Source organism: Amycolatopsis orientalis (assembly GCF_000943515.2).
Lineage (GTDB): Bacteria > Actinomycetota > Actinomycetes > Mycobacteriales > Pseudonocardiaceae > Amycolatopsis > Amycolatopsis orientalis.
Genome location: NZ_CP016174.1, coordinates 8,337,796 through 8,361,297, shown reverse-complemented (window position 1 = coordinate 8,361,297; position 23,502 = coordinate 8,337,796). Strand labels below are relative to the sequence as shown.

The window sequence follows — 23,502 nt, the reverse complement described above, 5'->3', positions numbered from 1 at the left end:
CAGCGCGTTCGGGTGACCCCGTCTAGCGGTCGCTTGTTGCCATCGTTTAGCGTTGTCATTGTTCACTTCCAGAGGTTGTGGACAGCGCAGGAGCGGCAAGGTTGGTAGCCGGATTCCGCTTCTGCGCCTTACAGGACAAGAAAAGCGTTTGAGGACGTGTTTGTACGCCGCACGTCCCCACGTGCGTTTTTCGCTCTGTTGTTCAGTTTCTAGCTGGCTTGCGACTTCTCCTTCTGGATCTGCGCGGCCACCTCGTTGGCCTTTCGTTCCTCATACCCGACCCAGTACTTGAGTTCGTGGTGGTGTGCACGGTCCACATCGGACACGGCTTGATACATGCGCGCGTTCTCTTTGTGGAATTTCAGCCACGTCGCCAGGTTCGAACCGGGTTTCGGGCGGCGAGCGGAAGCGACGGCATGTGCGTCCGCCAGCGTCTGCGGTTCATTCCGGCCCGGGGTCGTCACCTCACACCTCCTCGGCCTTCGCGTGCTTGCCGAGGAACACGGCCAGTTCGTCCGCGCTGTCGCGGATTTGGCGAAGGAGCCGGATGAATTCCGGCCACGCGGCCGGGTCGGACGGCGGCAGGATCGCCAGGCTGTCCGGATCGAGGTAGATCACCAGGGCCGGGTTCGCCGAACCATTGCCCTGCATCCCCGCGACCGCCTGCGGCCCCGGCTTCCACATCGCGTTGAACGCCACGGCCCTGCTCCTCCTCACTGTGAGCGCGGATCTCCCACGACCGCGCGTTCTCCTCGAATCCCTCAGCCGCCGCTGTCACGGCCGCGAGCACCCACCACGGCAACTGGCCTTCCGAAGCGAGGTCCCGCCAGGCCGACGCCACCGCGAGGGAAGCAACGGCCAGGTCATGCGCCGCCACGGAGTCGACCGCGTGCGCCCTCAGTGCGCTGTAGTGGTGGTAGGCCATCTCCCACGCCTGGACCAGGTGCGGAGGAACCACGGCCACACGGTGGCTCCCCGGCACCCCGCCCGGCATCACGCAGCCTTGGGCGTCGACTCAGCGGAACCTGAGGCCCGGCCCGACTTCGACGCACCGCTAGCGGCCGCAGCCTTGAAGCCGGTCGCGCGGAACGTGTACGACTGGTACTTGAACTCGCCCTGACCAGCCACCTTCGGCTCAGCCGTCAGGCCCTCCAGTTCGATCGGCCGCATACCCGGCAGCACCTCCGACGTGGTCGGCACCGGCTGCACATCGGCCAGCAACGTGATCTCGAACGACGCGCGCTTCGCCTTGACCTCGTCCGGGTCGGTCACCGTGACCTTCCACTGACGCTTGCCCGTCACCTCGTCGACCCGCTGCCGCGCCGGACGACCCGACGACCGGTCCTCTCGTGACTGGTACTCGTTGTCCGGCGACACCTCACCGACCATGACCAAGCCCTGGCCGAACGCCTCGTCGAACTCGATGGGGAACCGGAAACCCTTGTAGATAGCCATTTGTTGCTCCTAAGTGCGTGTGATCAGTCGTTCTTGCGCGTGACGGTTTCGTCGGCAGCGTCGGACCATTGGTCATGGAAGGAGGAGGAATGCGAGCGCGTGCGGTGCTGGGTTTCGCACCACTCGCTGAACTCGCTGGCAGCGGCCGCGAGACTCTGCGCGAACCGTGCGGTGTCCATCAGGCCGCCGATACGGGCGGGCACCTGGACAATGAAGGAGGTCTCTTCGCTTCCGGCGACGAGCTGACGAACGCCAGGAGAGGGTGAAACCACCGCCGCGCCGTAGCCGACGAGGGGCTGAATCACCACGTGAATGCCCATGTGCTCTCCCGATGTCTCGGTCTCGGCGAGCCCGGTCGGGCGCGCTGAACACAGGAGACACCCAGTGAGCAGCCTCACCCCGGACAAACTGTCCGGGTAGGGACTAGCGAGGGAGAGCGTCCTCAGAAATGACGGCCCACCTGGCGTGACGTAGCCGGGTTCAGGAGGCCCGGTACTCGTCGAGGAGGCGGAAGAACACCTTCAGCGGTTCCTCACCGTCGGCATGCGCCTCGATGGCAACCGCCCACCCTGCACACATCGACCAGCCAAAGCGAGCCTCGATCCATTGGGCGAACGGACCGACAGCCCCCATCGCGAACGTCTCATCAAGTCCGTGAACGTCCAGGGCGACGCCGTAGCCGAAGAGGATGCTCTCCAAGTCCCGCAAAGACCGCTGCCGCAGCCACATCCCCGGCCGCAGCCGGATCTGGTCGAGGATTTCTTGAACGTCCTGACACTGATCGATGGGTTTCGGCCGTTCCCCAGATGCAGCTGTCACACGTCGATCTTACCGAGCTAGCCCGGCGAGGGGACCGCTGCGTTCACCGCGGAAAGTACGGCTGACCAGGGCAGCTCTCGCCCTGGAGCGCTCCGCGGTTCGTGCAGCGGCCACACGTCGTCCCCGTACACGAGACGCACGCCAGCACGCCGAAGCGCGTCGATGTGGGTTTCCCAGGACGGGTGACGAGCGTGCGCGGCATTCACGCGCGGGAAGACGACGACTGGCAGGTTCAGGGTTCCGATGGCCTCGTTGACCTGCGTCAGAGCTTGATTGTCGGCGATGCCCATTGCGAGCTTGGCGACCATGTTCGCCGAGGCGGGCGCGACCAGGTAGCAGTCCGGCGCAGGATGAGGGCTGGATTCGGCCGGCGAGCGGGACTCGACCCGGACCGGGAACCCGGTGGCCTCCTCGATCTCGGCACGTCCGCCGTTCTCGTCCAGCCAGCGCCCCGCCGTCGGGGTTAAGGTCACCGCGACCGTCCAGCCGTCCGCTTGGAGGGGCCGGATCACGCGCGGAAGAAGATCTTCAACACCACCAGCACCCGAGCCCACCAGGCTCAGAACACGCGATGCCACCCGACCTACCTCACCGCGCCGCAGCGCTCAGCCAACGCCAACAAGGGCGAGGACTTTTTACCAGCCGTCGCCGGAGCACGGCGATACATCGACCGCACGACCTCCCGCACCGCCGTGCTGTGGCGGACGATCCCCGGCGCCTTCTGCTCCGCCGTCAGCAGCGCCGACAACGCCTCGTCATCCTTCGCCACCAGGCTCAACGCCCGCGCGAAGTCGATCAGGTGTGTGACCTGGCGTTCCACGGGGAGGTGGTCGACGGTGATCCTCGGAGCCCACTCGATCACCTGCGAAATGTCGCCCAGATCCAGCGCCGCCGACAACCGGTGAAGCTCGACATTGGCCGGACCGAACCCGGTCTGCCAATGGTTGGCGTCCACGCCGAGCTGATCAGCCGCGCGGCCCGCGTGAGACAGCAGTTCGTTGGCCGTCGACCGGTCCTGTTGCCGAGCAGCGGCGACGGCCGTCCGCAGGTAGAGCATTCCGTAGAGACTCAGAGCTGCCGGATCACCATCGCGCATCCTCGGGACCAGCCACTTCGCGGCGACGTCGCCCAGCTCAAGCGCGTCATCGAACCGGCCGACCGCCAGGAGCGCGTGAGTACCAGAACGGGCAGCCGAGGCCAGCACCAGGGGATCATCGGCCTCGTCGGCTGCTTGCATGGCGCGCTCTGCCGCGATCCACGCGAGGTCAGCTTCACCGATCTTGCTCAAAGTGGTCGCGGCCAGGTGGTGAACGCGTGCCGACACCGCTGCGCAGGCCCGCCGGTAGGCCGCGTCGTCGGCCGAGGCGGACTCCATGCCCTGGCTGGTCTTGATCAGGCCCGGTAGCGCGGCGACGACGCGACCGAGGTCGCCCTTCTGGTAGCTGGACCAGGCACCTTCCACCAGCCGTGCCACGGGGGCCGGGTCGATGTACTCCGGCGACATGGCCGAAGAGAACAGCGTGCGGGACAGACGACGGGGAGCCATGAGCGCGTCTCGGATGGCCGGGACGTCGTCGTTCTTGTCCTCATCCTCCATCAGCACCGGTTCGCCAAGGAGATCTCCCAGCGTCACCCGTAGGCCCCGCGCGACGTCGGCCAGCACATCCAGACGCCGGATCTCACGTTCGCCGCGCTCGATCTTGCTTAACCAGTCCTCAGTACGGCCTACCAGATCAGCAAGAACCGCCTGCGACAGACCACGCCGCCGCCGGTAGAAGGCAATACGCTCCCCGATGCTGAGCTGATCACCCGCACCACGCATACCCCCAGGCTAACAGCGTTGGTCTACGTGCCGTCCGGTCCAGGCTGGCCGCTCTTCCCAACGGCAAAGCCAGGCCGAGTCAACTTGCCAACGCAGCCGCCAGAACCTCATCTATTTCTCTCCGTACTAGCACAGGTAGATCGAGTGCCCCAAGCTCCGCGTCTCGGAGCCACTCTAGGCACTGGTCTGGCTGTAGATCATCAGCCGAAATATATTCGGAAACTCCGACAGCGCTAGTGCGAGATAGACCAATAGTCATCAATGAAAGTTCTGTTACACGCGAAACCCCAAGCTCAAGCATCATGCCAATATCGGGCAACTCTGAAAATGATTCAGGCGCGTTTTCCCCGAAATGATATCGCAGTATGTCTACATAGCATCCCAAAAATTTTGGAGCTTCAAACCTTGCGATTTGCTCTACATCGGACATGGTTGAGCGAATAACAGCGCTTAGACTTTCAGGTTTGGGTCTCTTGATATTGTAAGCGACTCGGCTCGCGATAATCTGAGCTAGAGGCCGGCCTCTCATCCAGTTGATCAATAGTATGGCCAGTTGCATTCGGCGGCCCTGGGGTCCAAAGTTTCCGCCGAGAAACCTTGCCACTCTCGATATCGCCTGAACGTAAACGCTGGCTGCGTCATCGTCCTCTGGTGCCGTCAGGGGCAGTCTTTCTGGTGCATCGTGTTCACGGAAGTAATCAAGAAGGCGCTGCATCGAAAGTGGGCTAATGCCAGAATGCTTGCTCACGATGCTCGGAGGGATATCCACATGAGACAACGCGGTAGTAACTACCGTTTCAAGGCGCTCTGCCGCGGATTCACTTAAACCAAGACCGGATATTTCGGCAATGTGTCGGCCTCGCAAGAGATTGTCGGCCACCAAGTTGAAAACAGATTCGGCAACTGGCCAACGGTTCTTTCGGTCGATCGGTGCCCCGGCTGTGATGAAGTCTATTAGCTTGTCGAATTCCCCAATCACGTCGTCCGAGGCGCGCCGAAGCGGTTGCCGCGATCTTACACGCGGCACCTCCGCCCACTTCCTGGCAACGGTAGTATCAACACAAACTATGTTGCCTTGGAATTCCTTTCCCCAGCGTCCTGCGCGGCCAGCTAAGTTCCAAAAATCAGCTGAAGACATTGGGCGACCGTTTCCTTTTTGAGGGCCGCGCACAAACAGGTTCTGGCATGGAAGGTTGACGCCTTCTAGCAACGTGGAAGTGCACACGAGATATCGCAGCTTGCCTATTCTGAATAGTCGCTCAATTTCTGCGCGAATAATGAGAGGCATGTTTCCATAGTGAAACGCCACGCGTCTCCGTAGTACGGCAGCGAGGGCATAATCTGGATGGATTGTCTTCATTACAAGATCGCGAAGGTTTAGTAGCTCTTGGTCACTGTCGCCGTCAAAATCAGGGTCGCCCACTACTGCGTCCCGAATCTGAAGCGCAGCCTTCTCGGCCTCTGCTGCACCATTTACGTAGACGACATTCCCTGTACTTTTGCGGCCAAGTGTTGCTGCAATTAAAGGAAGTCGCCTGCTCTCGGGGCTCGGTCGGCTGGGAAGCGAAAACTCGCCAATCTGGGTGACTTCTCCGGCAACTACCAGATCTATGGTCCAGCGCGTTGTTTTGCCGCGCTTCTGGTTGACCCAAAGCAGGTTCTGATTTACGGTTGCGCTGCCGCTAGAAACTGCGATCTTTGTGGCGGACAATGGTGCGTAGTCAAGTAATAACTCGGGATTATCCGACAAAGGACTTGCTAGCATTACCTGTGTATCAAGGTTTCTCCTAACAGTCTCAACGAGTACCTTCTGAAGGAGAACGCCACGTGAGTCATCGCCGAATTTTTGTGCCTCATCCACAAATACTACGCCAGGGGCGAATAATGGAAACTTTTGCTGGAGCACATGCAGGCGCTCCTGGGTTACGACGTGGACTTCTCTTGCGTTACTTCCTATGCTCGAATCCCAGGGCAGCGTATGGATGCCAACCCGAGCAAATCCCTGGTCCCTGCGAAGGTCGTTACTTACTTCTTCGATGAGCGCGCGTGTCGGAACTAGATAGACGCAGGTCAAAGCATCGGATATTGTGATTTTCTCTTGAAACCATCGTTTGACAATGTACGATTTTCCAGCAGAAGTTGGAGCGGACACGCTGATCCACGAGCTTCGAAGCGCCGCATTCCAGAACTGGCGCTGAAACAAGTTGGCCGTAATAGATTCGCCGGAGCTGGTTCCAATAGTCAACTCCATGCGGCGTCGTAAAATGTCTAGCTTTAGTGGTGCGGGAGAATTCAGCCAAGAATCTGAATCTACGAGCTCGCGATCGACAGCCAAAGACAAAGCAGGTCGATTTCCCATCCTCTCCAAGAGGATTGCTGCTGCTTCGCGGTGGTGATTCTGTGAAGTGTTGCTCATTAGGCAACCTTGCGCTATCCGCAGCGCGGCATCTTGGGCAGCGTCGGAAGCGTCAGCGCCGATTGCGCTCGCGCAGAATAGTGCAAAGTTCCAGTCTACTTCCTCGCGACTACGAGTAGCCTCGACACCAGACAGGGTATCGAAAACTGAGTTTCTTGCTACCGTAGTCATAGTTGAAGAAAAACGGCGTGATCTCAGTATCTCATTTGCTATCTCGGCTGTCGTCATTTCAGCCCCAGGCTGGATCGCACGTTGGCGCGAAATTCATCAACGGAAGGCACTGGAATGCAGAAGATCTCAATTTCAAACGAGAGTAACTCGTGTTCGGTCACCCGTTTAAGGATTCTTTTTGACCACTTCTGCATTGCTGTGGCAATCTCCTTCCGTATTGAAATCCCATCGGCGTCATGCGGTGTTGGGTAGTTGTCCATATCGAACCCAACGAGGCATGCGCCTCGAAATTCAATTTTTCCAGCCTCCGGGTTGTCTGAGATGAAGTATCTCACAAGAGCGTCGGTCACTTCTTGCGCGCCCATATCCAGGTGGTCTCTTATCAGCAGTAGATCTCGGGTCCTTACATCCGACATCTCGCCCACCAAAAATGGTGCGATGCTTTTAAAGCAGTCGTCCACCGCCGACGATACCGTTGCATGCATTTTGGACTCGCCCCAGTATAATGCAATATTCCCGCCAGGTAATACTTTTGCGTGAAGCCCATCGGTCCCATGTACATGCATCTGTCGGCTGGTCTTCAGTGGCATCTTGCATAGAATTTGCGGCAATTTAAGTATGGCTTCGAGTAAGAAGTAAAGAAGCAGCTCTCCACCCTCGCCGGACTTTTCTAAGCTAGTGAATAGGTTCACAGCTTCCTTGTGGAGCTGCGAGAACTTCTCGGCTGACCTTGTTTGTTCGTAGTAGAGATTTGCTTCTTCTAGTCTAGACCGCGGGATGCAATAGTCTATTGCGAGAGTGGCAAGCTTCTCACTTAGAGCTTTAACTCGCGGATAGCCATTTGCGTCTTTGACTACGAAATGAGTGCGCACAGTAGCCTTTGTTCCATCTAGAAGGATGGGGTCTCCCACTGTGCATAAGAAGTTGCCGACCCCGTCAGGCTGAACACGTGCAGCTCGATCGACGGAGTCAGCTAGCCAAGCGGTCACCCCATTTTGGCGCAGACTCTCGCCTGAGATCTCTGCTGGTATATCCGTCATGCCGTCACCGCTATGCCTTTGCCAAATTGATGGCCTGCCGAACTTGGCTCTATAGGATCAAGGGTGCGCCGCCGCTGGGCGGCGCACAGGGGCGCATCAGTAGCCACTCGCCTGGGCGGCCGCGCCGGTTCCCGACACGGCGGGCTGCCGCTCCGCTCCGCCCACCGGCCGGGCGACGCGGCCGCCAGCGAGTCACTTTGCGCAGCGCCACCCAGCGGCGGCGCACATGTCCCCATTGCCAACGTCGGCCCTCCTCAACGAGCGTCGTGACATACCGGTCGGCGATGTATCGCCACCTGTTACGCGCGGTTGTCGATCTCCTTCACCCCGACGCCTGATCGTGACAACGGCCGGTAACACCGCGTCAAGGCTGGAAGGCGTGCCTTGACCCGATGCCACCGGCCGCATGCTGGCTTCGTATCGGGATGAAGGGAGAGATGTGGGCAGGGTTTCGCCAGGCCGTCTACAGGCCGTCAGACGTCGGGTAGAGCCAAGATCCACCGAGAACTGCCGAGAGACGTTTAAGCAGCTCAGAGGCTGTTTTCAGGCAAGATCGCCAGGAAGCCCGAAACCGGCCGAGAGATCACCCAGATCTACGAAGGCACCAACCAACTCCAGCGCATGGTCATAGCGCGCGCTGCTCGAGGGCTGACGCCCTCGGTCAAGTACGTTACGGCCCCCTTCACTGCGTTTCCGGCGCCGAAGACTTCGCATTTAGAGGACGAAATGCGGTGCTTGCGCGTACAACTACCGCAGTTAGAGGACGAAAGGCGGGTGTGAGATCGCGCTTCGGTGAGATGCTTCACGGAGGGGCGGCGATCAAGCGCGGACCCTGTCACTCTCGAAGGATGTTCTGGTCCGCTCCGGTGTCGTGGACACCGCACGACGAGGCCGAGCTGATCGCCGGCTGGCGGTTGTGGCTCGAACTCGGGGATCGCACGTGGCCGTCGGCCGCGTGGGATGGGACGGCGGCCGACGTGGTGAGGCCGTTGCGCGAGCTGGTCGCGGCCTGCGACGAGATCGAGACGGGTTACCGCAAGGCGGTAACCGAGCCGTCCGAGGAGTTCATCCGCATCATTCAGTTCCTCGTGTTCACCGCCAGTCCGGTGATCGAGTTGTGGGCCGACGACGAGATCCCGCTTGAAGCCGAGCGGATCGCCTTGCTGCACGCGGATCTGGCCGGTTTCGCCGAGCACGCCGAGCGGGTGCTCGAAGTGCTGGCGGTCAGCGGTGGCTGGACGGGTCTGGCCGCGGAGCACCGGCGGACGGATCGCTGACCGAATCCGGCTTCTCGACCCACGCGAACCGCGCGCCCGCCAGGTGCTCGGTCAGCGGGTGAGCCAGCGAGAGCAGGGTCACCGGCGTGCTGTACGGGGCCTCGCCGGGCGCGATCGTGTAGCCGGTCTCGATCACGGATTCTTCTTTCTCGTCTGACTCGACGTCGTGGCGCAGGACACCGTCGTTGTTCGCCCAAGTCCCGCCGAGGGTGCGGTGGAATCTGAAGACCAATTCGCCCGGCGTGAGCGTCGCCCAAGTGAAGCGGGACACCGCGAACTCGGTGCTCCAGCTCGACCAGTAGAGCCATCCTGAGCCGTCGCGGCGGAACACCAGATCGACGGACTCGACACTGCCCGGATGCAAGATTTCATCCGTCCACATGCCGGTCAGACGTTCATCCCTCACGGAGGAGATTCTGCCTGTCGGGGCGGGGATAACGTGGAGGAGATGCCGCCGACCGGGTTCTGTTCCTGTCGGATACCTGTCGATCACGCTCCGGAGGTGCCGTCCGGGGCGCCCGGTGCCCTACCGTGATCCGGGTAAGTTGAATATTCACCGATCAGAAAGCTGATACCCGATGTTCGCTCGTTTCAAGGATGTCGCCCTCCTGCTGGGCCGGATCGGGGTCGGTGTGGTGTTCCTCGCCCACGGCCTGCAGAAGTGGGATAACGGGATCGACGGCACCGCGAAGTTCTTCGAGCAGACAGGAATCCCACTGCCGACACTGGCGGCGATCTTCGCGATCGCGGTGGAGATCGTGGGAGCCATCTTGTTCATCGTCGGTTTCCTGACGCCGCTGGTGGGCCTCGGCTTCGTCGTGGTCTCCGTCGGTGCTCTGCTCTCGGTGCACCTCGACAACGGCTTGACCGGTCAGGGCGGTTACGAGCTGGTCCTCGTCCTGGCGGTCGCCGGGCTCGCACTCGGTTTCAACGCCGGGAAGCTCTCGCTCGACCACGTGCTCTTCGGGCGCAAGCGTGAGGCGAAGCAGCTTCAGGACGCCTGACCCGCGTGCTATGAAAGGACCTTTCCTTGCAAAATTTGCAAGGAAAGGTCCTTTCATAGCGCTTCAGGAGGGGAGATCCGCGGTCGTCCGCTCGGCTTCGCGCCGAGAAGCGAGTTTGGCCGGATCGGCGTTGCTGACCTGGACCAGATGCGCACCGGCCGCCAGCGGGGTCAGGAACCCGGCGAGGATGCCCTCGGCGCCGGTCCATTCCACAGTGGACAGAACACGGTCGTTCGCGGACAAACTCGCCGAAGAGGCCCGGGAACGGGCTTCGGCGAGCACTTCGTCCACAGTGGATGAACCGAGTGCGGGAGTGTCGCCGGGCACGGGGAACAGGGGAGTGAACTGGTCGCCCGAAAGCCGGGCTTCGGTCAAGTAGTCCAAAGCCCCGTCGGGTACGGAAACGGCGGGCAGTCCGAGGCCCATCGGGTGCAGCGAGACGACGGCGGTCGCGGCCGCGTCGAAAACGCCGTCCGGCGCGATGAACGCCACCCGCGCGCCCGCGGTCTCCGTCACCACCCTGGCGCCGCACCACCACGCGCCCAGCAGGACACCGGCGGTCTGCCAATGCGACGGCAGCACCACGGCCACCTCGTCGCCCGGTTCGACGTCGAACTCCTCGACCAGCCAGTTCGCCGTCTTGGCGGCCCAGTTCACCGTGGTCGCCACGGACAGCTCGACCCGGCTGCCCTGCTTGTCGTCGTAGTGCGTGATCAGCGGTTTCGCGGGCGACCCGAGCACGGGCCGCAGCAGCAGTTCGGTGAGGCTCACGCCCCCAACGCTAGTTCACGCAGGGAACGCTCGACGCGGCGAGCAGCGGAGCGGCACCGGGGGCGCCGCCGCCACCGCCCCGGCCCACCAGGCCCGAGACGAAGGTCCGCACGGCGGCGGGGTCGATCTCGACGATGCTCTGGCCGTCTTCGCTGCGGCCGTTGATGTTCACCACCGGGATGGTCGTGAACGTCAGGTCACCCGACGCGATGCCCTTCGCCTGCTGCGCGAAGTCCAGCAGGTCGAGCCCCTCGTCCAGGACGATCGACCGGCGCACGACGTCCATCAGGCCGCTCATCGTCGACGGACTGGTCAGCGTGCCCGCCGAAAGCACCTGGTTCAGCGCCGAGGACAGGAAGGCCTGCTGCCGCACGATGCGGTCGAGGTCGCCCCGAGGCAGGTTCTTCCGCTGGCGCACGAAGGAAAGCGCCTCGCCCCCCGAGACGACCTGTTCCCCGCGCCGGAAGTTCGCGCCGGAGTCCTTGTCCTCGGTGGAGTGGTTCAGGCAGACCTTGACCCCGCCCAGCGCCTCCGTCAGCAGGTAGAACCCGAGCAGGTTGACCTCGGCGTAGTGGTCGATGCGGATCTGCGTCAGGTCCTGCACGGTCTGGACCAGTGCCCGGCGGCCTTCCTGATCGGAGTCGCGTTCGAGTTTCGCCTGGTCGCCCTCGCCGCGGTGCGCGTTCGCGTAGTTGGCCTTCGCGACGCCGTACGCGGAATTGATCTTGTTCTTGCCGCGGCCGGGGATGTCGGTCCAGGTGTCGCGCGGGAGCGAGACGCCGGACGGTTTCCCGCCGTTCTTCGGGATGCGCAGGATGATGATGGTGTCGGTGTTGACGCCCGGCTTCTCCTCGGTGCGCAGTTCCCTGAGCACCTTCAGCGGCAGCGGGTTGCCCTGCGCGTCGGTGCGCGCGTCGCTGCCGACCAGGAGGATGTCGGTCGCGCCGTCGTCGGCGGGCGGGGCGGCGGGGTCGTCGGCCTTGCTCAGGGCGTTCGTCGTGGGGACGTTGTTCTGCAACTGGTCCTTGGTGACGTACGCGTAGCCAGTGGTGCTGAGGGCGAGCAGCGACACGAGCCCGAGTGCGATCCGGCGGGTGATCCGGCCGGCGCGGCGCAGCCGGCGCTCGGGTACGGCGAGTACACCCGAGACCGATTCGTCTTCGGGCGGGGTGGACGGCTGGGGGAGCGGATCCCGCGGGTACGGCGTCGGGACGAACCGAGGCTCTTCGTCACTCTCGGTGTCCGAGCTGGTGTCCTGTTCCGGCTTCGGCTCTTCGGTGTCCGGTGTGTCCGGACGTTCGCTGATGTCCTTGTCCTCGCTGTCCATCCCTGTTCACCCCCCCCTTGGCTGCCCGTCGGTCCGATCGTAGGAGAAGGCTAGGCCACCGGAAGGTCGGCCACGCTGAGTACCCGGAGATTAATTGACGCAGGGCACATTGCCCGCGACGATCGGCGTCGTGGTGGGGGCCGGAGCACTGGACGGCGGCTGAGCGGGCTTCGACGGGGTCGACGTCGTGGACGGCGCCGTGGCCGTGCCCTTGAAGTCCTTGCCGAGCAGGACCCGCACCTTGCCGGGGGCGACATCGCGATCCGCCTCGGCCTGCACCGCGGTGCCGAAGACCTGCTTGATCAGGGCGAGCGCGTCGTCGTCACCCGGCGCGTAGCGGATGACCGTGGAGTTGCGCGTGCTGAGCTTGGTGTCGGCCGCGAGTTTGAAACCCTTGCCCTGCAAGAGGTTACGGGTTTCGGTGGCCACCGTGGGCGAACCCGAGCCGTCGAACAGTTCGACGGTCACCTTCTCCGCGCCCGGCAGGGTGGCCGGGGTCTGGGTGGGCGCCGCCTGCCCGTCGGAGGTCAGGCGGTTGACCTCGGCCTGCACCTGCGCCGGGTCCACCCGGAGCACGGCGGCGCCGCCGATGATCGCGTCGCCCTGGGTCGGGATCGTGTGGAACTCGACGTTGCCGCTGCTCAGCCCGCGCATCTGCGCGGCGAACTCCGGCAGGTCCCAGCCCGCCGACAGCACGACCGACTTCTTCACCGCTTCGATCAGGCTCGAGATCTTCGCCGGGTTGGCCAGGACGTCCGACGAGAGGACCTTGTTCGCCAGCCCGGACAGGAAGGCCTGCTGCCGCGCGATCCGGTCGAGGTCGCCGTTCTGCAGGTCGTACCGCTGCCGGACGAACGCGAGCGCCTGGACGCCCTCGACGGTCTGCCGTCCGCCGGGCAGGTCGACACCGGACTTCCGCTCCTTGACCGGGCCGTTGAGGCAGACCTCGACGCCGCCGATCGCCTTGGTGATCTCGTAGAAGCTCGACAGGTTCACCTCGGCGTACCGGTCGATCATCTTCGGCTTGCCGATGAACTTCTCCAGCGTCGCGATCAGGTTCTTGCGGCCGGCGTCCTTGGCCTTGGCGTCGACGTCCTTGAGGTCGGAGTTGCCCTGCTGCTGCAGCGTCTTCGACGTGTCGTTGTAGGCGTAGACGTACGCGCTGTTGAGCTTGTGCTTGCCGAAGCCGCCGGTGATCTCGACCCACGAGTCGCGGGGGAAGGAGATCGCGATCGCCTTCTCGCCGTTCTGGGGGATGTGCACCAGGATCATCGTGTCGGTCTGGCGCTCGCCGTCGGCGTTGCCCGCGTGGAGCATGTCGAGGACCTCGCGCGGCAGCGGGTTGCCCTGCGCGTCGGTGCGGCTGTCCTGGCCGACGAGCAGGATGTCGATCGCGCCGTCCAGCGGTTTCGCCGGCGGGTGGCCGTTGTCCTCGAAGAGGTTCGTCGTGGCGAAGCCCTGCGCCTGGTCGCCGAGGAGCTGCCAGCCCCACCAGGTCAGCGCCAGGACCGTGATCGAGATCAGGCTGAGGACGACCTTCACCCCGCGACGGGCGAACACCACGAAGCCGCCACGGCGCGCCGGAATGGGTGGCCCGGGCCACTCGGTCACGTGCGGTCCTCCACGAATCTCCCCAGGGCACACGTGTGCCTCGGATACAACTCTACTGATCCTCGTGTTAGACGTCCGTAGGCTGGTGGAAGGTTGCCCCGGTCGTGACACACTCGCCGGGTCCGGGAAGTCGTACAAGGAGGATCGCGGGATGCGGGTGCTGGTCACCGGGGGAGCCGGATTCATCGGTTCGCATTACGTCCGGCAGGTGCTGACAGGGGCGTATCCGTCGCTGGCCGACGCCGAGGTCGTCGTGCTCGACAAGCTGACGTACGCGGGCAACGAGGCGAATCTGGCGGCGGTGAGCAAGAGCCCGCGCTACCGGTTCGAGAAGGGCGACATCTGCGACGCCGCCCTGGTCAGCGAGCTGATGCGGGGGATCGACCTGGTCGTCCACTTCGCCGCCGAGTCCCATGTGGACCGTTCGATCACCGGTGCCGCCGACTTCGTGCTGACCAACGTGCTCGGCACGCAGACCCTGTTGCAGGGCGCGCTCGAGGCCGAGGTCGGGAAGTTCGTGCACGTGTCCACCGACGAGGTCTACGGCTCCATCGAGGAGGGTTCCTGGGCCGAAGACCACGCGCTGGAGCCGAATTCGCCGTACTCGGCGTCGAAGGCGTCCTCGGATCTGTTGGCACGTTCCTTCTTCCGTACCCACGGACTGCCTGTTTGTGTCACCAGGTGCTCGAACAACTACGGTCCGTACCAATTCCCGGAGAAGGTCATCCCCCTCTTCGTGACCAATCTGCTCGACGGCAAGAAGGTCCCGCTGTACGGCGACGGGCTCAACGTGCGTGACTGGCTGCACGTGGACGATCACTGTCGCGGCATCCAGTTCGTCGCCGACGGTGGCAGGCCGGGCGAGGTCTACAACATCGGCGGCGGCACGGAACTGACCAACCGCGGGCTGACCGAGCGGCTGCTGACCGCCCTCGGCGCCGACTGGGAGTCGGTCGAGCCGGTCGAGGACCGCAAGGGACACGACCGCCGGTACTCGGTCGACATCACCAAGATCTCGCAGGAACTCGGCTACGCGCCCCAGGTGTCCTTTGAGGACGGTCTGGCCGAAACCGTCGCCTGGTACGCGGAGAACCGATCTTGGTGGGAGCCGCTGAAGAACCGTTCGGTATAAGGGAGCAAGGGGTGCTGAGCATTCTCGTGCCGGGTGGATCCGGCCAGTTGGGCCAGGATATCGCCGCTTTGGCGCCGGACGCCGCGACGCCGTCTTCGGCGGAGCTGAACGTGCGCGACACCGGGCAGGTCATCGCCGCGGTGACCGAACTGGCGGACCGGGCCCGTGCGGCTGGGACGTCGCCCGTCGTGATCAACGCCGCCGCCTACACCGCGGTGGACGCGGCGGAAACCGATGAGGAACGGGCCTTCGCGGTGAACGCCGACGGCCCCCGGGTGCTCGCCGCGGCGTGCTCGTCGCGCGGAGTGCCGCTCATCCACGTGTCGACGGACTACGTCTTCGCCGGGGACGCGACTTCGCCGTACGAGACCGATGATCTGCTGGGGCCGCTCAACGCCTACGGCCGGACGAAGGCGGCCGGTGAGGACGCCGTGCTCGGATCCGGGGCGCGTTCCTGGATCGTCCGCACGTCCTGGGTGTACGGCAAGACCGGGTCGAATTTCGTGAAGACCATGGCGCGCCTGGAGAAGGAGCGCGAAGAACTGTCCGTTGTGGACGATCAGACCGGGGCGCCGACCTGGTCCCGTGACCTCGCCGCCGGTTTGCTGGAGCTGGCCGGACGCGTGGTCGCGGGTGAGGGGCCTGCCCGGCGGGTGCTGCACTGCACGGGTGGCGGATCGACGACGTGGTGCGGGTTCGCGCGGGCGATCTTCGCGGAACTCGGCGCGGATCCGGCACGGATCAAGCCTTGTACGACGGCGGAATTCCCGCGTCCGGCCGCCCGGCCGGCGTACGGGGTGCTGTCGAACGCCTCGTGGCGCGAGGCCGGTCTCACGCCCCTTCGCGACTGGACCGAGGCGCTCAAGGCGTACTTCTCTAGCGTTTAGTCCTCTGGATGCGGTAGTGAGTAGTGCGAACTGACGCATCCAGAGGACCAAACGCGGGGAGTCAGTGCTGCGTGCTGGCTTGGCGGTAGGCGGCGACGGTGAGTTCGGCGCACGCGCGCCAGGTGAAGTTCGCGACGTGGGCGCGGCGCGTGGCCGAGGTGGCGACGGCGTGCGGGTCGCTGACGGCGATCCGCAGGGCCTCCACGAGCCCGTCGACGTCCTCGTAGGGCACCAGGCTCGCGCAGTTCCCGGCGACCTCGCGCAGCGCCGGGATGTCCGTGCACACCACGGGGACGTCCGACGCCATCGCTTCCAGCACCGGGAGCCCGAAGCCCTCGTCGCGGGACGGCAGCACCAGCGCGCTCGCCCCGGCGACGACCGTCCGCAGGTTGACGTCGGAGAGGTAGCCGAGGTGCCGCGAACGCGAGCCCACCGAGAACGAGCCCGGTCCGGCGAACACCAGATCCGGCAGATCCGGCGCGGCTTCGTGAGCCTGCTGGAGCCAGTGCAGCCCCTTGCGCGGTCCGGGAGCGCCGGCGAAGAGCAGGTACTTGTCCGGCAGTCCGAGTTCCCTGCGGCGTTCCTTGTCCGGCGGCCGCGCGGTGAACCACGCCGGGTTCACCCCGAGCGGGGTGACCACGATCTTGCGGCGGTCCACGTCGAGCCGTTCGGCGATCCGGTCGGCGACGGCGTTGGTCGGCGTGCAGATCACGTCGGAGAGCCGGGCGCCGCGGCGGACCAGCTGCGGCAGTTCGTGATCGCTCGGCGCGAGTTCTTCCGGAGCGTCCAAAAAGGCCAGATCGTGGATCGTCACCACGCCCGCCGCGCGGAACCGTCCCGGCAGGACGAAGTTCGTGCCGTGCACGACATCCGTCGGCCCGGCGAACAGTTCCACCGGCGGCAGTTGCGACCGCAGCCACGCCTTGCGCAGCAACCGCGCTGCCACCGGCATCCCGCGGGCCCGGACGCCGTGCGGGAGCACGTGCCGCAGCCGCCGCCAGCCGCGCAACGTGAACGCGACCGCACGAGTGTCCACTTCGGACATCGAGGCGAGTTCTTCGGACAGGGCGACCGTGTACCGGCCGATACCCGTCCTGGCACCGAGAAGCGGGGTCCCGTCGAGCAGGACGCGCAAGGGGCGGTCAGCCACGGCCGAGCCTCTGCTTGGCGACCTTGACGACCCGGCCGCCGACGCGCCGCACGAGTTCCTTCGGCCCGCCGTCGGCGAGGTACTCGCGGATCAGGTCGACGTCGCGGCGCAGCATTTCCTTGCCCCGCACCGGTTCGGTGACGACGAGATCGTCCGTGCCGGGCAGTCTGTCCGCCGCGGGGCGCGGGTTCCGGCAGAACTCCACGAGCGGTTTCAGCGCCTCCGGCCAGGCGTAACGCTGGGCGACGGCGGCGATCCGCTCGACGCAACCCGCCGCGAACTCCTCGTCGTACAACGCCTTTTCCAGCGCGTCGGCGAGTGCGTCGACATCCTCGGCCGGGACGACGACGCCGAGCCGTTCCTCGCGGACCAGGTCGGCGAACGAGTCGCCGTCGGTGGTGACGATCGGCAGTCCGGCCCACAGGTAGTCCAGCACCCGGGTGCGGAACGCGAACGTCGTCTCGACGTGCTCGTAATGCGTGGTGACGCCGCAGTTCGCGTCCAGCAGCCAGTTCTGGCGCTCCTCGAACGGCACCCACTGCTGGTTGAAGAACACGTGCTTGCCGGTCAGCCCGAGGGTGTCGGACAGCAACATCGTGCGCGCGCCGATGTCCATCTCGGTGACCTCGGGGTTGGGATGCTTCATCCCGAGGAACACCAGCCGGACGTCGCCGCGGCGCTGCCGCAGCTTCTCGATCGCGCGGACCAGGGTGAGCGGGTCGAACCAGCTGTAGACCCCGCCTGCCCACAGCACGACGTGGTCGGTCTCGCCGATGCCGTCCACAGTGGACCGCAGGCCGGGGCCGGTGCGGACCGGGGCCTGCGGCGACAGGCCGAAAGGGACGACCGAGAGCAGCGACTGCGTGGTCGGGTCGGCGTCGTAGAGCCGCGGCGAGAGCCTGCCCATCGCGGCGAGGTGGCCGAGCCAGAAATGGCGCTGCCGTTCCGACGCGCAGAGGAAGAAGTCGCCGCGTTCGAGCTGCGCGTCGAGGACCTTGGTGACCCCGATGAGGTCCTTCGCGCGCTTGTCGTCGGCGACGCCCTTGCCCTGTTCGAGCAGCTCGAGATGCATCGGGTCGTAAAGATCCGCGACGACGATCTTGTGCGCGTACTGCTTCTTGAGCGCGGGCGCGAGTTCCAGCACGTGCCCCTGCAGGATGACGATGTCGGCCCACGCGATCGGGGCCTCCAGCTCACGCCTCGTCGCCGCGCCGACCCGGAACGGCGCGGGCGGCGGGTCCGCGAGCGGGTTGACCGTCACCAGGTGGACGTCGTGTTCGGTGGCCAGCGTCGCGGAGATGTTCCACGCGCGGATCGCCGGGCCCGCCATCCGCTCGGTGATCGCGTCCCCGGTGATCACCAGGATCTTGCGCCGCTGTCCGAAGAGCGCGTCGATGCCGAAGGTCTCGACCAGGATCTCGTGGGCGGCGAGGTAGCGCGGCAGCGGGTACGCGGGCTCCAAAGCCTTGCGCAGCAAGGGAAGCAGATCGACGTCGGTGCGGACGCGGGCGGCCTGCTCGGCGGCGCGCGACTCGGCCAGCGACGGAAGCAGCTCGACGAACTGGTCGATCGCCAGCACGCCTGCCAGCGTCGTCCGCGGTACCTCGACCGGGCCGGTCTCGGCCGGGCCGACCCCCTTGGCGAGGTCGAACCGGGTCGCGTCGAGGTCGCCGCGCGCGGTCGCCCGGCGGACGGCCAGCGCCAGCGCGGCGGGCAGCGCCCGTGCCAGCGTTTCGTCGGAGAGGTTCTTGTACAGCGCCGCCAAGGCGTTGCGCTCCAGCAGGAACGTCTCTCGCCCGGAGTCGGGGGCGTCCACTGTGGACATCGTGGCGTGGTGCTTGTGGTAGGTCAGCGACTCCGGCACGTACCGGACGCGCCAGCCGCGCAGGTTGAGGCGCCAGCCGAGGTCGACGTCCTCGTAGAACATGAAGAACCGCTCGTCGAAGCCGCCGAGTTCGGCGAACACCCCGGCGCGGACGAACATCGCCGAACCGGTGGCGAACAGGACGTCCTTGGCGATCTCGTGGTCGGCGGCCGGGACGTCGGCCAGCGGGCTGCCGGCGTGGCGTTTGTAGCCCATGCCGAACCAGGTCAGCCCCGCGTCGACGAAGTCGGTGCCGGTGCCGTCCCAGTCGAGGACCTTGCTGGCCACCGCGGCGACCGTCGGCTGGGCGCGCAGTTCGGCGACGGCCGCGCGCACCCAGCCCGGTGCCGGGCGGGCGTCGTTGTTGAGGAAGGCGAGGACGGTGCCGGTGGCGTGCTGTGCGCCGAGGTTGCAGCCGCCCGCGAAGCCGGAGTTCACCGGCGACTCGACGAGCTTGACGCCCGGGACGGCGGCCTTGATCTCGGCCACGTCGGAGCCGCCGGAGGCGTTGTCGACGCAGATGACCTCGAGGTTCGGGTAATCGTGTTCAGCGAGCGCGCGCAGGCAGGTGATGGTGTCGGCGGCTCCGCGATAGTTCACCACGATCACCGAGACGACCGGTTGCGTTTCCCCCTGCGCCAAAGCCGTACTCCCTGCACTCGATTGGACGGTGTCCTGAAGAGCCCGCGACCGCATCGCGCCGCCAGGACGCTCGTTCGTCTGCCCGTCACCACTGGTGCTCGGGGCGCCCTGCCACCGCGAAGCGGGGCCTTCGGCCGGGGGCGGGCTCCTGTGGGGCCCCTTCTCGGACTCGACCTTCATCTCCGTCTTCTGTCAGAGCTTAAAGCCCGGCCCACGCCTCCCAGACCGCGCCTCGGCCGAGTGCCGCGCGGCGCCCGATGGCCCGCCGCTCGACCAGCGTGCGCGGCAGCCGGATCGCGACGGCGGCCAGCACCCGGCAGCGGAGGCCGAGACGGAAGTTCGGCGCCGCCGCCTTCCCCCGAAGAGGTAAGACGAGCGTGAGCACGGCGAACTTCACCAGCTGCCGGGCGGCCACCTGTCCCGGCGCACACCGGAGCAGGGTGAGCAGGCGATTGCGTTCGTTCCAGAGGTGGAACCGGACCGAACCCGGCCGCGTACTCGCGCCGTGCCGGTGGACGACGTCGGCGTCGGCGCTGACGACGTCCCAGCCCGCCAGCCTCAGCCGCCACGCGGTGTCGGTGTCCTCGTAGTAGCAGAAGTAGGAGGCCGGGACGCCGCCGACTGAGCGGAGCGCCTCGACGTTCAGCACGGCCGCGCCGCCGCAGAAGCCGAAGACCTCGTCGGCGGATCCGGGCAGGTCGGCGCCGTGGCCGTCCGCGGTGAGGCGGACGCCGGTGGACTGGACGGTCCCGTCGGCCAGCGTCAGCCGGGCGCTCACGGCCGCGGCGAGTGGGGCCTTGCCGAGGGTGTCTTCGCAGGTCGCGAGCCATTTCGGGGCCGGCGCGGCGTCGTCGTTCAGCCAGGCCATCAGCGGAGTGTCCACTTTGTCCAGTGCGGCGGCCATGGCGCCCGCGTAACCGGTGTTGCGCCGCAGCCGGAGCACCGCGGGCTTCGACGGATGGGCGGCGAGGAGCGCGGCCGTCCCGTCGTCCGAGGCGTTGTCGACGACCAGGGTCCGGTGGGGGCGGGACTGCGCGGCGAGCGCGTCGAGGCAGGCGGTGATGTGCGCGGCGCCGCGCCAGGTGACCACGACGACGGTGGTGCTCGGCTCGGCGTCGGTCATGCCAGAGAGAATAGAGACCATGCCCGAACTGGTCGTGCTCGCCGAGCAACTGCTGGCGCCCGTCCCCGGCGGGACCGGCCGCTACACCGGTGAGCTGCTGCGGGCGCTCGCGGAGACCGCGCCGCCCGGCTGGACGGTGTCGAGCGTGGTCGCGCGGCATGCTCACGTCGAGGGCGCGGTGGTCGAAGGTGTCGAGGGGCCGCGGGTACTGCCGATCCCGCCGCGGGCGCTGATCGCGGCCTGGCAGCTGGGCTTGCCGTGGTGGCCGGGCGGCGACGCGGTCCACGCGCCGACGCCGCTCGCGCCCACCAGGGTGCCGAAGGGGCGGACGCTCTCGGTCGCGGTGCACGACACCGTGCCGTGGACGCATCCCGAGACGCTGACGCCGCGCGGGGTCGCGTGGCACAAGGCGATGATCGCGCGGGCCGCCCGTACGGCGACCGCGCTGACCGTGCCAACACGGGCGGTCGCGGACGAACTCGCCGGGCTGGTACCGGTTTCGGTGCCGGTGAGCGTGATCCCGCACGGGGTCCGGCCGCTGCCGGAGCCGGTGGAGATCGAGCTACCCGAGAAGTACGTCCTCGCGATCGGGACGATCGAGCCGCGCAAGGGCGTCGACGTGCTGATCGAGGCCGCCGGCCGGATCGGGGTGCCGCTGGTGCTGGCCGGGCAGCCCGGCTGGGGCGGGATCGACCCGCTCGCGTCGGCGCGCGAGCACGGCGCCGACGTCCGGCTGCTGGGGAAGGTGAGCGACGCGGAACTGGCGTTCGCGTTGCGGGGAGCGTCGGTGCTGGCGATGCCGAGCCGGGCCGAGGGATTCGGGCTGCCGCTGATCGAGGCGATGGCGGCCGGGGTGCCGGTGGTGCACTCGGACGTCCCGGCGCTGGTCGAGGTGGCCGGGGGAGCGGGCGTCGTCGTACCCGTGGGTGATGCGCAAGCGCTTGCCAAAGCCCTTGAAGACGTACTAGACCATCCGGAGCAGGCAGCTGCGCTGCGTGACGGCGGTCTCAGCCGTTCGAGTGAGTTCAGCTGGCGACGCGCGGCCGAGGCCGTGTGGGGGCTTCACCTGCGCGGGGAGTTTGTCGGTTCCCCACCGCGAGGCTAGTGCGCCGCCGTACCCTGCAAGGGTGACCGATGACCCTCGCGTGCTGATCGACGCGACCGCCGTCCCCGCGGACAGGGGTGGCGTCGGTCGTTACGTGGATTCGCTGGTCGCGGCGCTGGACGCGGACGGCGCGCGGATCACCGTCGTCTGCCAGCCGCGGGACGCGGTGCTGTACGACCGGCTGGCGCCCGGCGCGCGGATCGTGCCCACCTCCCCGTCGACTTCGACCCGGACGGCGCGGCTGACCTGGGAGCAGGCGACCCTGCCCCGGCTGGTCCGGCGGCTCGCCGCCGACGTCGTCCACTCACCGCACTACACGATGCCTTTGGCCAGCCCGGCCGCTTCGGTGGTGACGCTGCACGACGCGACCTTCTTCACCGACGCGGTCCTGCATTCTTCGGTGAAAGCGCGGTTCTTCCGCGCCTGGACCGCGACGGCGCTTCGCCGCGCGACGCTGTGCATCGTGCCGAGCATCGCGACGGCGACCGAGCTGGAGCGGGTCGGCCAGGTGCGGACGGCCGAACTGGAGATCATCCATCACGGTGTCGAGCCGGATCGGTTTCATCCGCCTTCGCCCGCCGAAATCGAGGCCGCGCGTAAGGCCGTCGGACTCGGTAAGACGCCGTACGTGGCTTTCCTCGGCGCACTGGAACCGCGCAAGAACGTGCCCGCGCTGATCCGAGGCTTCGCGCACGCCGTCACCGGCAGGCCCAACCCGCCCGCGCTGGTGCTGGCCGGGCAGCCGGGCTGGGATTCGCAGGTCGAGCGCGCGCTGGACGCCGTGCCGCACCGGCTGCGGGTGATCCGGGCCGGCTATCTGCCGTTCGGCACGCTCGCCGGGTTCCTCGGTGGCTCGGAACTGGTCGCCTATCCGAGCCTCGGCGAGGGGTTCGGGCTGCCGGTGCTGGAGGCGATGGCCTGCGGCGCGGCCGTGCTCACGACGCGGCGGCTCTCGCTGCCGGAGGTCGGCGGAGACGCGGTCGCCTATTGCGGTGTCGGCGCCGGGGACGTCGCGGCGGCGATCTCGGAGCTGCTCGACGATCCGTCACGGCGGGCGGAACTGGCCGAGGCCGCGCAGCGCCGGGCGAAGGAGTTCTCGTGGGCGACGACCGCGGAGCGGCACCGGGAGGCCTACGCGAAGGCTTGGCACCGGCACGCGCGGCGGCGGGCCGGCTGAGTTCTCGTGAGTGGTAATGACGGTTAGAACCGTCTTTACCACTCACGAGGTGGTGGGGGTATAGTTATCGATGCGAGGCCCCGGTGGGGCCGAGTATGAAAGCCCGTGACGCGTCCGGACGGTCGTCTCGCGGGCTTTTCGCTGTTCTTACCTCGACGATCGATTCGATGAGCGGCGCCGCTCTCCGGCGCCAATCGCCGCCTGCGCCGAAGCACCATCCGGCGGCGTCGGAAATCCAAAGCAGAGGCTCACTCGTCGAGTTCAAATGCTCGTAGGTGAGTTCGGTTTTGGACGGGCGATAGCCGAGGGCTCGCTGCAGGGTCTTGCGGTCGTGGATATCGCGATGATCCCGAGAGTCGAGGACCAGCCGGTGAGCACTCTTGGCCAGCAAATCGGTGACTGCGCGTTCGAGGCATTTCTGCCGGGTGTTTTCTTCTGTTTTCCGGGTGCACGAACCCAGGTAGATGGTCGCCGTGGCTTCCAGCGCGGCTATGCGATCGATCAGCAGCCTTCGGCGAGGTTCCTTCTCCTTCTTGAAATGCAGCTCCCGTGCGCCAGGCAGCAATAACGCGTTCAGTTCTCGTCTTGAGGGTGCGAGCTGAGCCGGGGCGACCAGCGTCATGCACAAGAGGTAGCGCTGGTCGCGCACCGATTCGTCGATGAAGGCGTGCACGGGCATCGGTTCATTCTGCCCGGTGATGTTTGCGCA

At 66.0% G+C, this 23,502-nt stretch carries 23 protein-coding genes; 6 read left to right on the top strand and 17 right to left on the bottom strand.

Annotated features, from left to right (window positions below; all coding sequences use genetic code 11):
• Positions 1-209: 209 nt before the first annotated feature.
• The 9 genes from SD37_RS36295 to SD37_RS42290 all read right to left on the bottom strand — a co-directional run bounded on the left by SD37_RS36295 (position 210) and on the right by SD37_RS42290 (position 7,723).
• Complete coding sequence (locus tag SD37_RS36295) at positions 210-464, bottom strand: AMED_5909 family protein (protein ID WP_044854565.1); 255 nt, start codon at positions 462-464, stop codon at positions 210-212.
• Between the two features lies 1 nt (position 465).
• Positions 466-699, bottom strand: a complete 234-nt coding sequence (locus SD37_RS36290; protein ID WP_044854566.1) for a hypothetical protein — start codon at positions 697-699, stop codon at positions 466-468.
• A gap of 294 nt (positions 700-993) precedes the next feature.
• Positions 994-1,455 (bottom strand): hypothetical protein, encoded by a 462-nt coding sequence (locus SD37_RS36285; protein ID WP_044854567.1) that lies wholly within the window; start codon positions 1,453-1,455, stop codon positions 994-996.
• Positions 1,456-1,478: 23 nt separating this feature from the next.
• Positions 1,479-1,775: a hypothetical protein gene (locus tag SD37_RS36280; protein WP_044854568.1), complete on the bottom strand. Its 297-nt coding sequence runs from the start codon at positions 1,773-1,775 to the stop codon at positions 1,479-1,481.
• A 160-nt stretch (positions 1,776-1,935) separates the two neighbouring features.
• The gene (locus tag SD37_RS36275) at positions 1,936-2,274 is read right to left on the bottom strand and encodes a hypothetical protein (protein ID WP_044854569.1); all 339 of its coding nucleotides are present in this window, start codon (positions 2,272-2,274) and stop codon (positions 1,936-1,938) included.
• 17 nt (positions 2,275-2,291) lie between these two features.
• The gene (locus SD37_RS36270; RefSeq protein WP_044854570.1) at positions 2,292-2,852 is read right to left on the bottom strand and encodes a flavoprotein; all 561 of its coding nucleotides are present in this window, start codon (positions 2,850-2,852) and stop codon (positions 2,292-2,294) included.
• A gap of 5 nt (positions 2,853-2,857) precedes the next feature.
• Complete coding sequence (locus tag SD37_RS36265) at positions 2,858-4,096, bottom strand: helix-turn-helix domain-containing protein (RefSeq protein ID WP_044854571.1); 1,239 nt, start codon at positions 4,094-4,096, stop codon at positions 2,858-2,860.
• A gap of 79 nt (positions 4,097-4,175) precedes the next feature.
• Positions 4,176-6,740, bottom strand: a complete 2,565-nt coding sequence (locus tag SD37_RS42295) for a DEAD/DEAH box helicase (RefSeq protein WP_145926815.1) — start codon at positions 6,738-6,740, stop codon at positions 4,176-4,178.
• The gene (locus tag SD37_RS42290; RefSeq protein WP_083255180.1) at positions 6,737-7,723 is read right to left on the bottom strand and encodes a HamA C-terminal domain-containing protein; all 987 of its coding nucleotides are present in this window, start codon (positions 7,721-7,723) and stop codon (positions 6,737-6,739) included. Before SD37_RS42290 ends, SD37_RS42295 begins: the two co-directional genes overlap by 4 nt.
• Positions 7,724-8,571: 848 nt before the next feature.
• Here SD37_RS42290 and SD37_RS36260 point away from each other — a divergent pair.
• Positions 8,572-9,000, top strand: a complete 429-nt coding sequence (locus tag SD37_RS36260; RefSeq protein ID WP_044854572.1) for a hypothetical protein — start codon at positions 8,572-8,574, stop codon at positions 8,998-9,000.
• On the opposite strand, the gene SD37_RS36255 is transcribed toward SD37_RS36260, so the two are convergent.
• Positions 8,948-9,406, bottom strand: coding sequence for a hypothetical protein (locus SD37_RS36255; RefSeq protein WP_044854573.1), 459 nt, complete (start codon positions 9,404-9,406; stop codon positions 8,948-8,950). The genes SD37_RS36260 and SD37_RS36255 overlap by 53 nt on opposite strands.
• A 172-nt stretch (positions 9,407-9,578) precedes the next feature.
• Here SD37_RS36255 and SD37_RS36250 point away from each other — a divergent pair, with 172 nt between their 5' ends.
• Positions 9,579-10,004 (top strand): DoxX family protein, encoded by a 426-nt coding sequence (locus tag SD37_RS36250; protein WP_037316109.1) that lies wholly within the window; start codon positions 9,579-9,581, stop codon positions 10,002-10,004.
• 63 nt (positions 10,005-10,067) lie between these two features.
• Here SD37_RS36250 and SD37_RS36245 read toward each other — a convergent pair whose 3' ends face one another.
• The 3 genes from SD37_RS36245 to SD37_RS36235 all read right to left on the bottom strand — a co-directional run bounded on the left by SD37_RS36245 (position 10,068) and on the right by SD37_RS36235 (position 13,713).
• A complete protein-coding gene (locus tag SD37_RS36245) occupies positions 10,068-10,775 on the bottom strand; it encodes a TIGR03089 family protein (RefSeq protein ID WP_044854574.1) in 708 nt (235 codons plus the stop codon).
• A gap of 10 nt (positions 10,776-10,785) precedes the next feature.
• Positions 10,786-12,102 carry an LCP family protein gene (locus SD37_RS36240; protein WP_044854575.1) on the bottom strand — a complete coding sequence of 439 codons (1,317 nt, stop codon included), beginning with the start codon at positions 12,100-12,102 and terminating at the stop codon, positions 10,786-10,788.
• 90 nt (positions 12,103-12,192) lie between these two features.
• Positions 12,193-13,713 carry an LCP family protein gene (locus SD37_RS36235; protein ID WP_044854576.1) on the bottom strand — a complete coding sequence of 507 codons (1,521 nt, stop codon included), beginning with the start codon at positions 13,711-13,713 and terminating at the stop codon, positions 12,193-12,195.
• A 151-nt stretch (positions 13,714-13,864) separates the two neighbouring features.
• Here SD37_RS36235 and rfbB point away from each other — a divergent pair, with 151 nt between their 5' ends.
• Both rfbB and rfbD read left to right on the top strand, forming a co-directional pair.
• Positions 13,865-14,845: a dTDP-glucose 4,6-dehydratase gene (gene rfbB, locus SD37_RS36230; protein ID WP_044854577.1), complete on the top strand. Its 981-nt coding sequence runs from the start codon at positions 13,865-13,867 to the stop codon at positions 14,843-14,845.
• 11 nt (positions 14,846-14,856) lie between these two features.
• On the top strand, positions 14,857-15,732 hold the full coding sequence (gene rfbD / locus SD37_RS36225) for a dTDP-4-dehydrorhamnose reductase (protein WP_044854578.1): 876 nt from the start codon (positions 14,857-14,859) through the stop codon (positions 15,730-15,732).
• Between the two features lie 61 nt (positions 15,733-15,793).
• Here rfbD and SD37_RS36220 read toward each other — a convergent pair whose 3' ends face one another.
• The 3 genes from SD37_RS36220 to SD37_RS36210 all read right to left on the bottom strand — a co-directional run bounded on the left by SD37_RS36220 (position 15,794) and on the right by SD37_RS36210 (position 20,511).
• Positions 15,794-16,882, bottom strand: a complete 1,089-nt coding sequence (locus tag SD37_RS36220; protein WP_037316127.1) for a glycosyltransferase family 4 protein — start codon at positions 16,880-16,882, stop codon at positions 15,794-15,796.
• The gene (locus SD37_RS36215; RefSeq protein WP_044854579.1) at positions 16,875-19,388 is read right to left on the bottom strand and encodes a glycosyltransferase; all 2,514 of its coding nucleotides are present in this window, start codon (positions 19,386-19,388) and stop codon (positions 16,875-16,877) included. Before SD37_RS36215 ends, SD37_RS36220 begins: the two co-directional genes overlap by 8 nt.
• 199 nt (positions 19,389-19,587) lie before the next feature.
• Positions 19,588-20,511, bottom strand: coding sequence for a glycosyltransferase family 2 protein (locus tag SD37_RS36210; protein WP_044854580.1), 924 nt, complete (start codon positions 20,509-20,511; stop codon positions 19,588-19,590).
• A 19-nt stretch (positions 20,512-20,530) separates the two neighbouring features.
• Between SD37_RS36210 and SD37_RS36205 the strand changes: the two genes are divergently transcribed.
• Positions 20,531-21,616 carry a glycosyltransferase family 4 protein gene (locus SD37_RS36205; RefSeq protein WP_044854764.1) on the top strand — a complete coding sequence of 362 codons (1,086 nt, stop codon included), beginning with the start codon at positions 20,531-20,533 and terminating at the stop codon, positions 21,614-21,616.
• Positions 21,617-21,656: 40 nt separating this feature from the next.
• Complete coding sequence (locus SD37_RS36200; protein WP_044854581.1) at positions 21,657-22,793, top strand: glycosyltransferase family 4 protein; 1,137 nt, start codon at positions 21,657-21,659, stop codon at positions 22,791-22,793.
• Positions 22,794-22,857: 64 nt separating this feature from the next.
• Here the strand turns inward: SD37_RS36200 and SD37_RS36195 are convergent, their stop codons facing one another.
• Positions 22,858-23,472, bottom strand: a complete 615-nt coding sequence (locus tag SD37_RS36195; protein WP_236725201.1) for a hypothetical protein — start codon at positions 23,470-23,472, stop codon at positions 22,858-22,860.
• Positions 23,473-23,502: the final 30 nt, after the last annotated feature.

What these genes read in the sequence shown, in the direction of transcription:
- SD37_RS36285 (WP_044854567.1), bottom strand. Translation starts at nt 1,455, where the DNA reads ATGGCTATCTACAAGGGTTTCCGGTTCCCCATCGAGTTCGACGAGGCG.
- SD37_RS36280 (WP_044854568.1), bottom strand. Translation starts at nt 1,775, where the DNA reads ATGGGCATTCACGTGGTGATTCAGCCCCTCGTCGGCTACGGCGCGGCG.
- SD37_RS36265 (WP_044854571.1), bottom strand. Translation starts at nt 4,096, where the DNA reads ATGCGTGGTGCGGGTGATCAGCTCAGCATCGGGGAGCGTATTGCCTTC.
- SD37_RS42295 (WP_145926815.1), bottom strand. Translation starts at nt 6,740, where the DNA reads ATGACGACAGCCGAGATAGCAAATGAGATACTGAGATCACGCCGTTTT.
- SD37_RS42290 (WP_083255180.1), bottom strand. Translation starts at nt 7,723, where the DNA reads ATGACGGATATACCAGCAGAGATCTCAGGCGAGAGTCTGCGCCAAAAT.
- SD37_RS36260 (WP_044854572.1), top strand. Translation starts at nt 8,572, where the DNA reads ATGTTCTGGTCCGCTCCGGTGTCGTGGACACCGCACGACGAGGCCGAG.
- SD37_RS36250 (WP_037316109.1), top strand. Translation starts at nt 9,579, where the DNA reads ATGTTCGCTCGTTTCAAGGATGTCGCCCTCCTGCTGGGCCGGATCGGG.
- SD37_RS36240 (WP_044854575.1), bottom strand. Translation starts at nt 12,102, where the DNA reads ATGGACAGCGAGGACAAGGACATCAGCGAACGTCCGGACACACCGGAC.
- rfbB (WP_044854577.1), top strand. Translation starts at nt 13,865, where the DNA reads ATGCGGGTGCTGGTCACCGGGGGAGCCGGATTCATCGGTTCGCATTAC.
- SD37_RS36210 (WP_044854580.1), bottom strand. Translation starts at nt 20,511, where the DNA reads ATGACCGACGCCGAGCCGAGCACCACCGTCGTCGTGGTCACCTGGCGC.
- SD37_RS36205 (WP_044854764.1), top strand. Translation starts at nt 20,531, where the DNA reads ATGCCCGAACTGGTCGTGCTCGCCGAGCAACTGCTGGCGCCCGTCCCC.
- SD37_RS36195 (WP_236725201.1), bottom strand. Translation starts at nt 23,472, where the DNA reads ATGCCCGTGCACGCCTTCATCGACGAATCGGTGCGCGACCAGCGCTAC.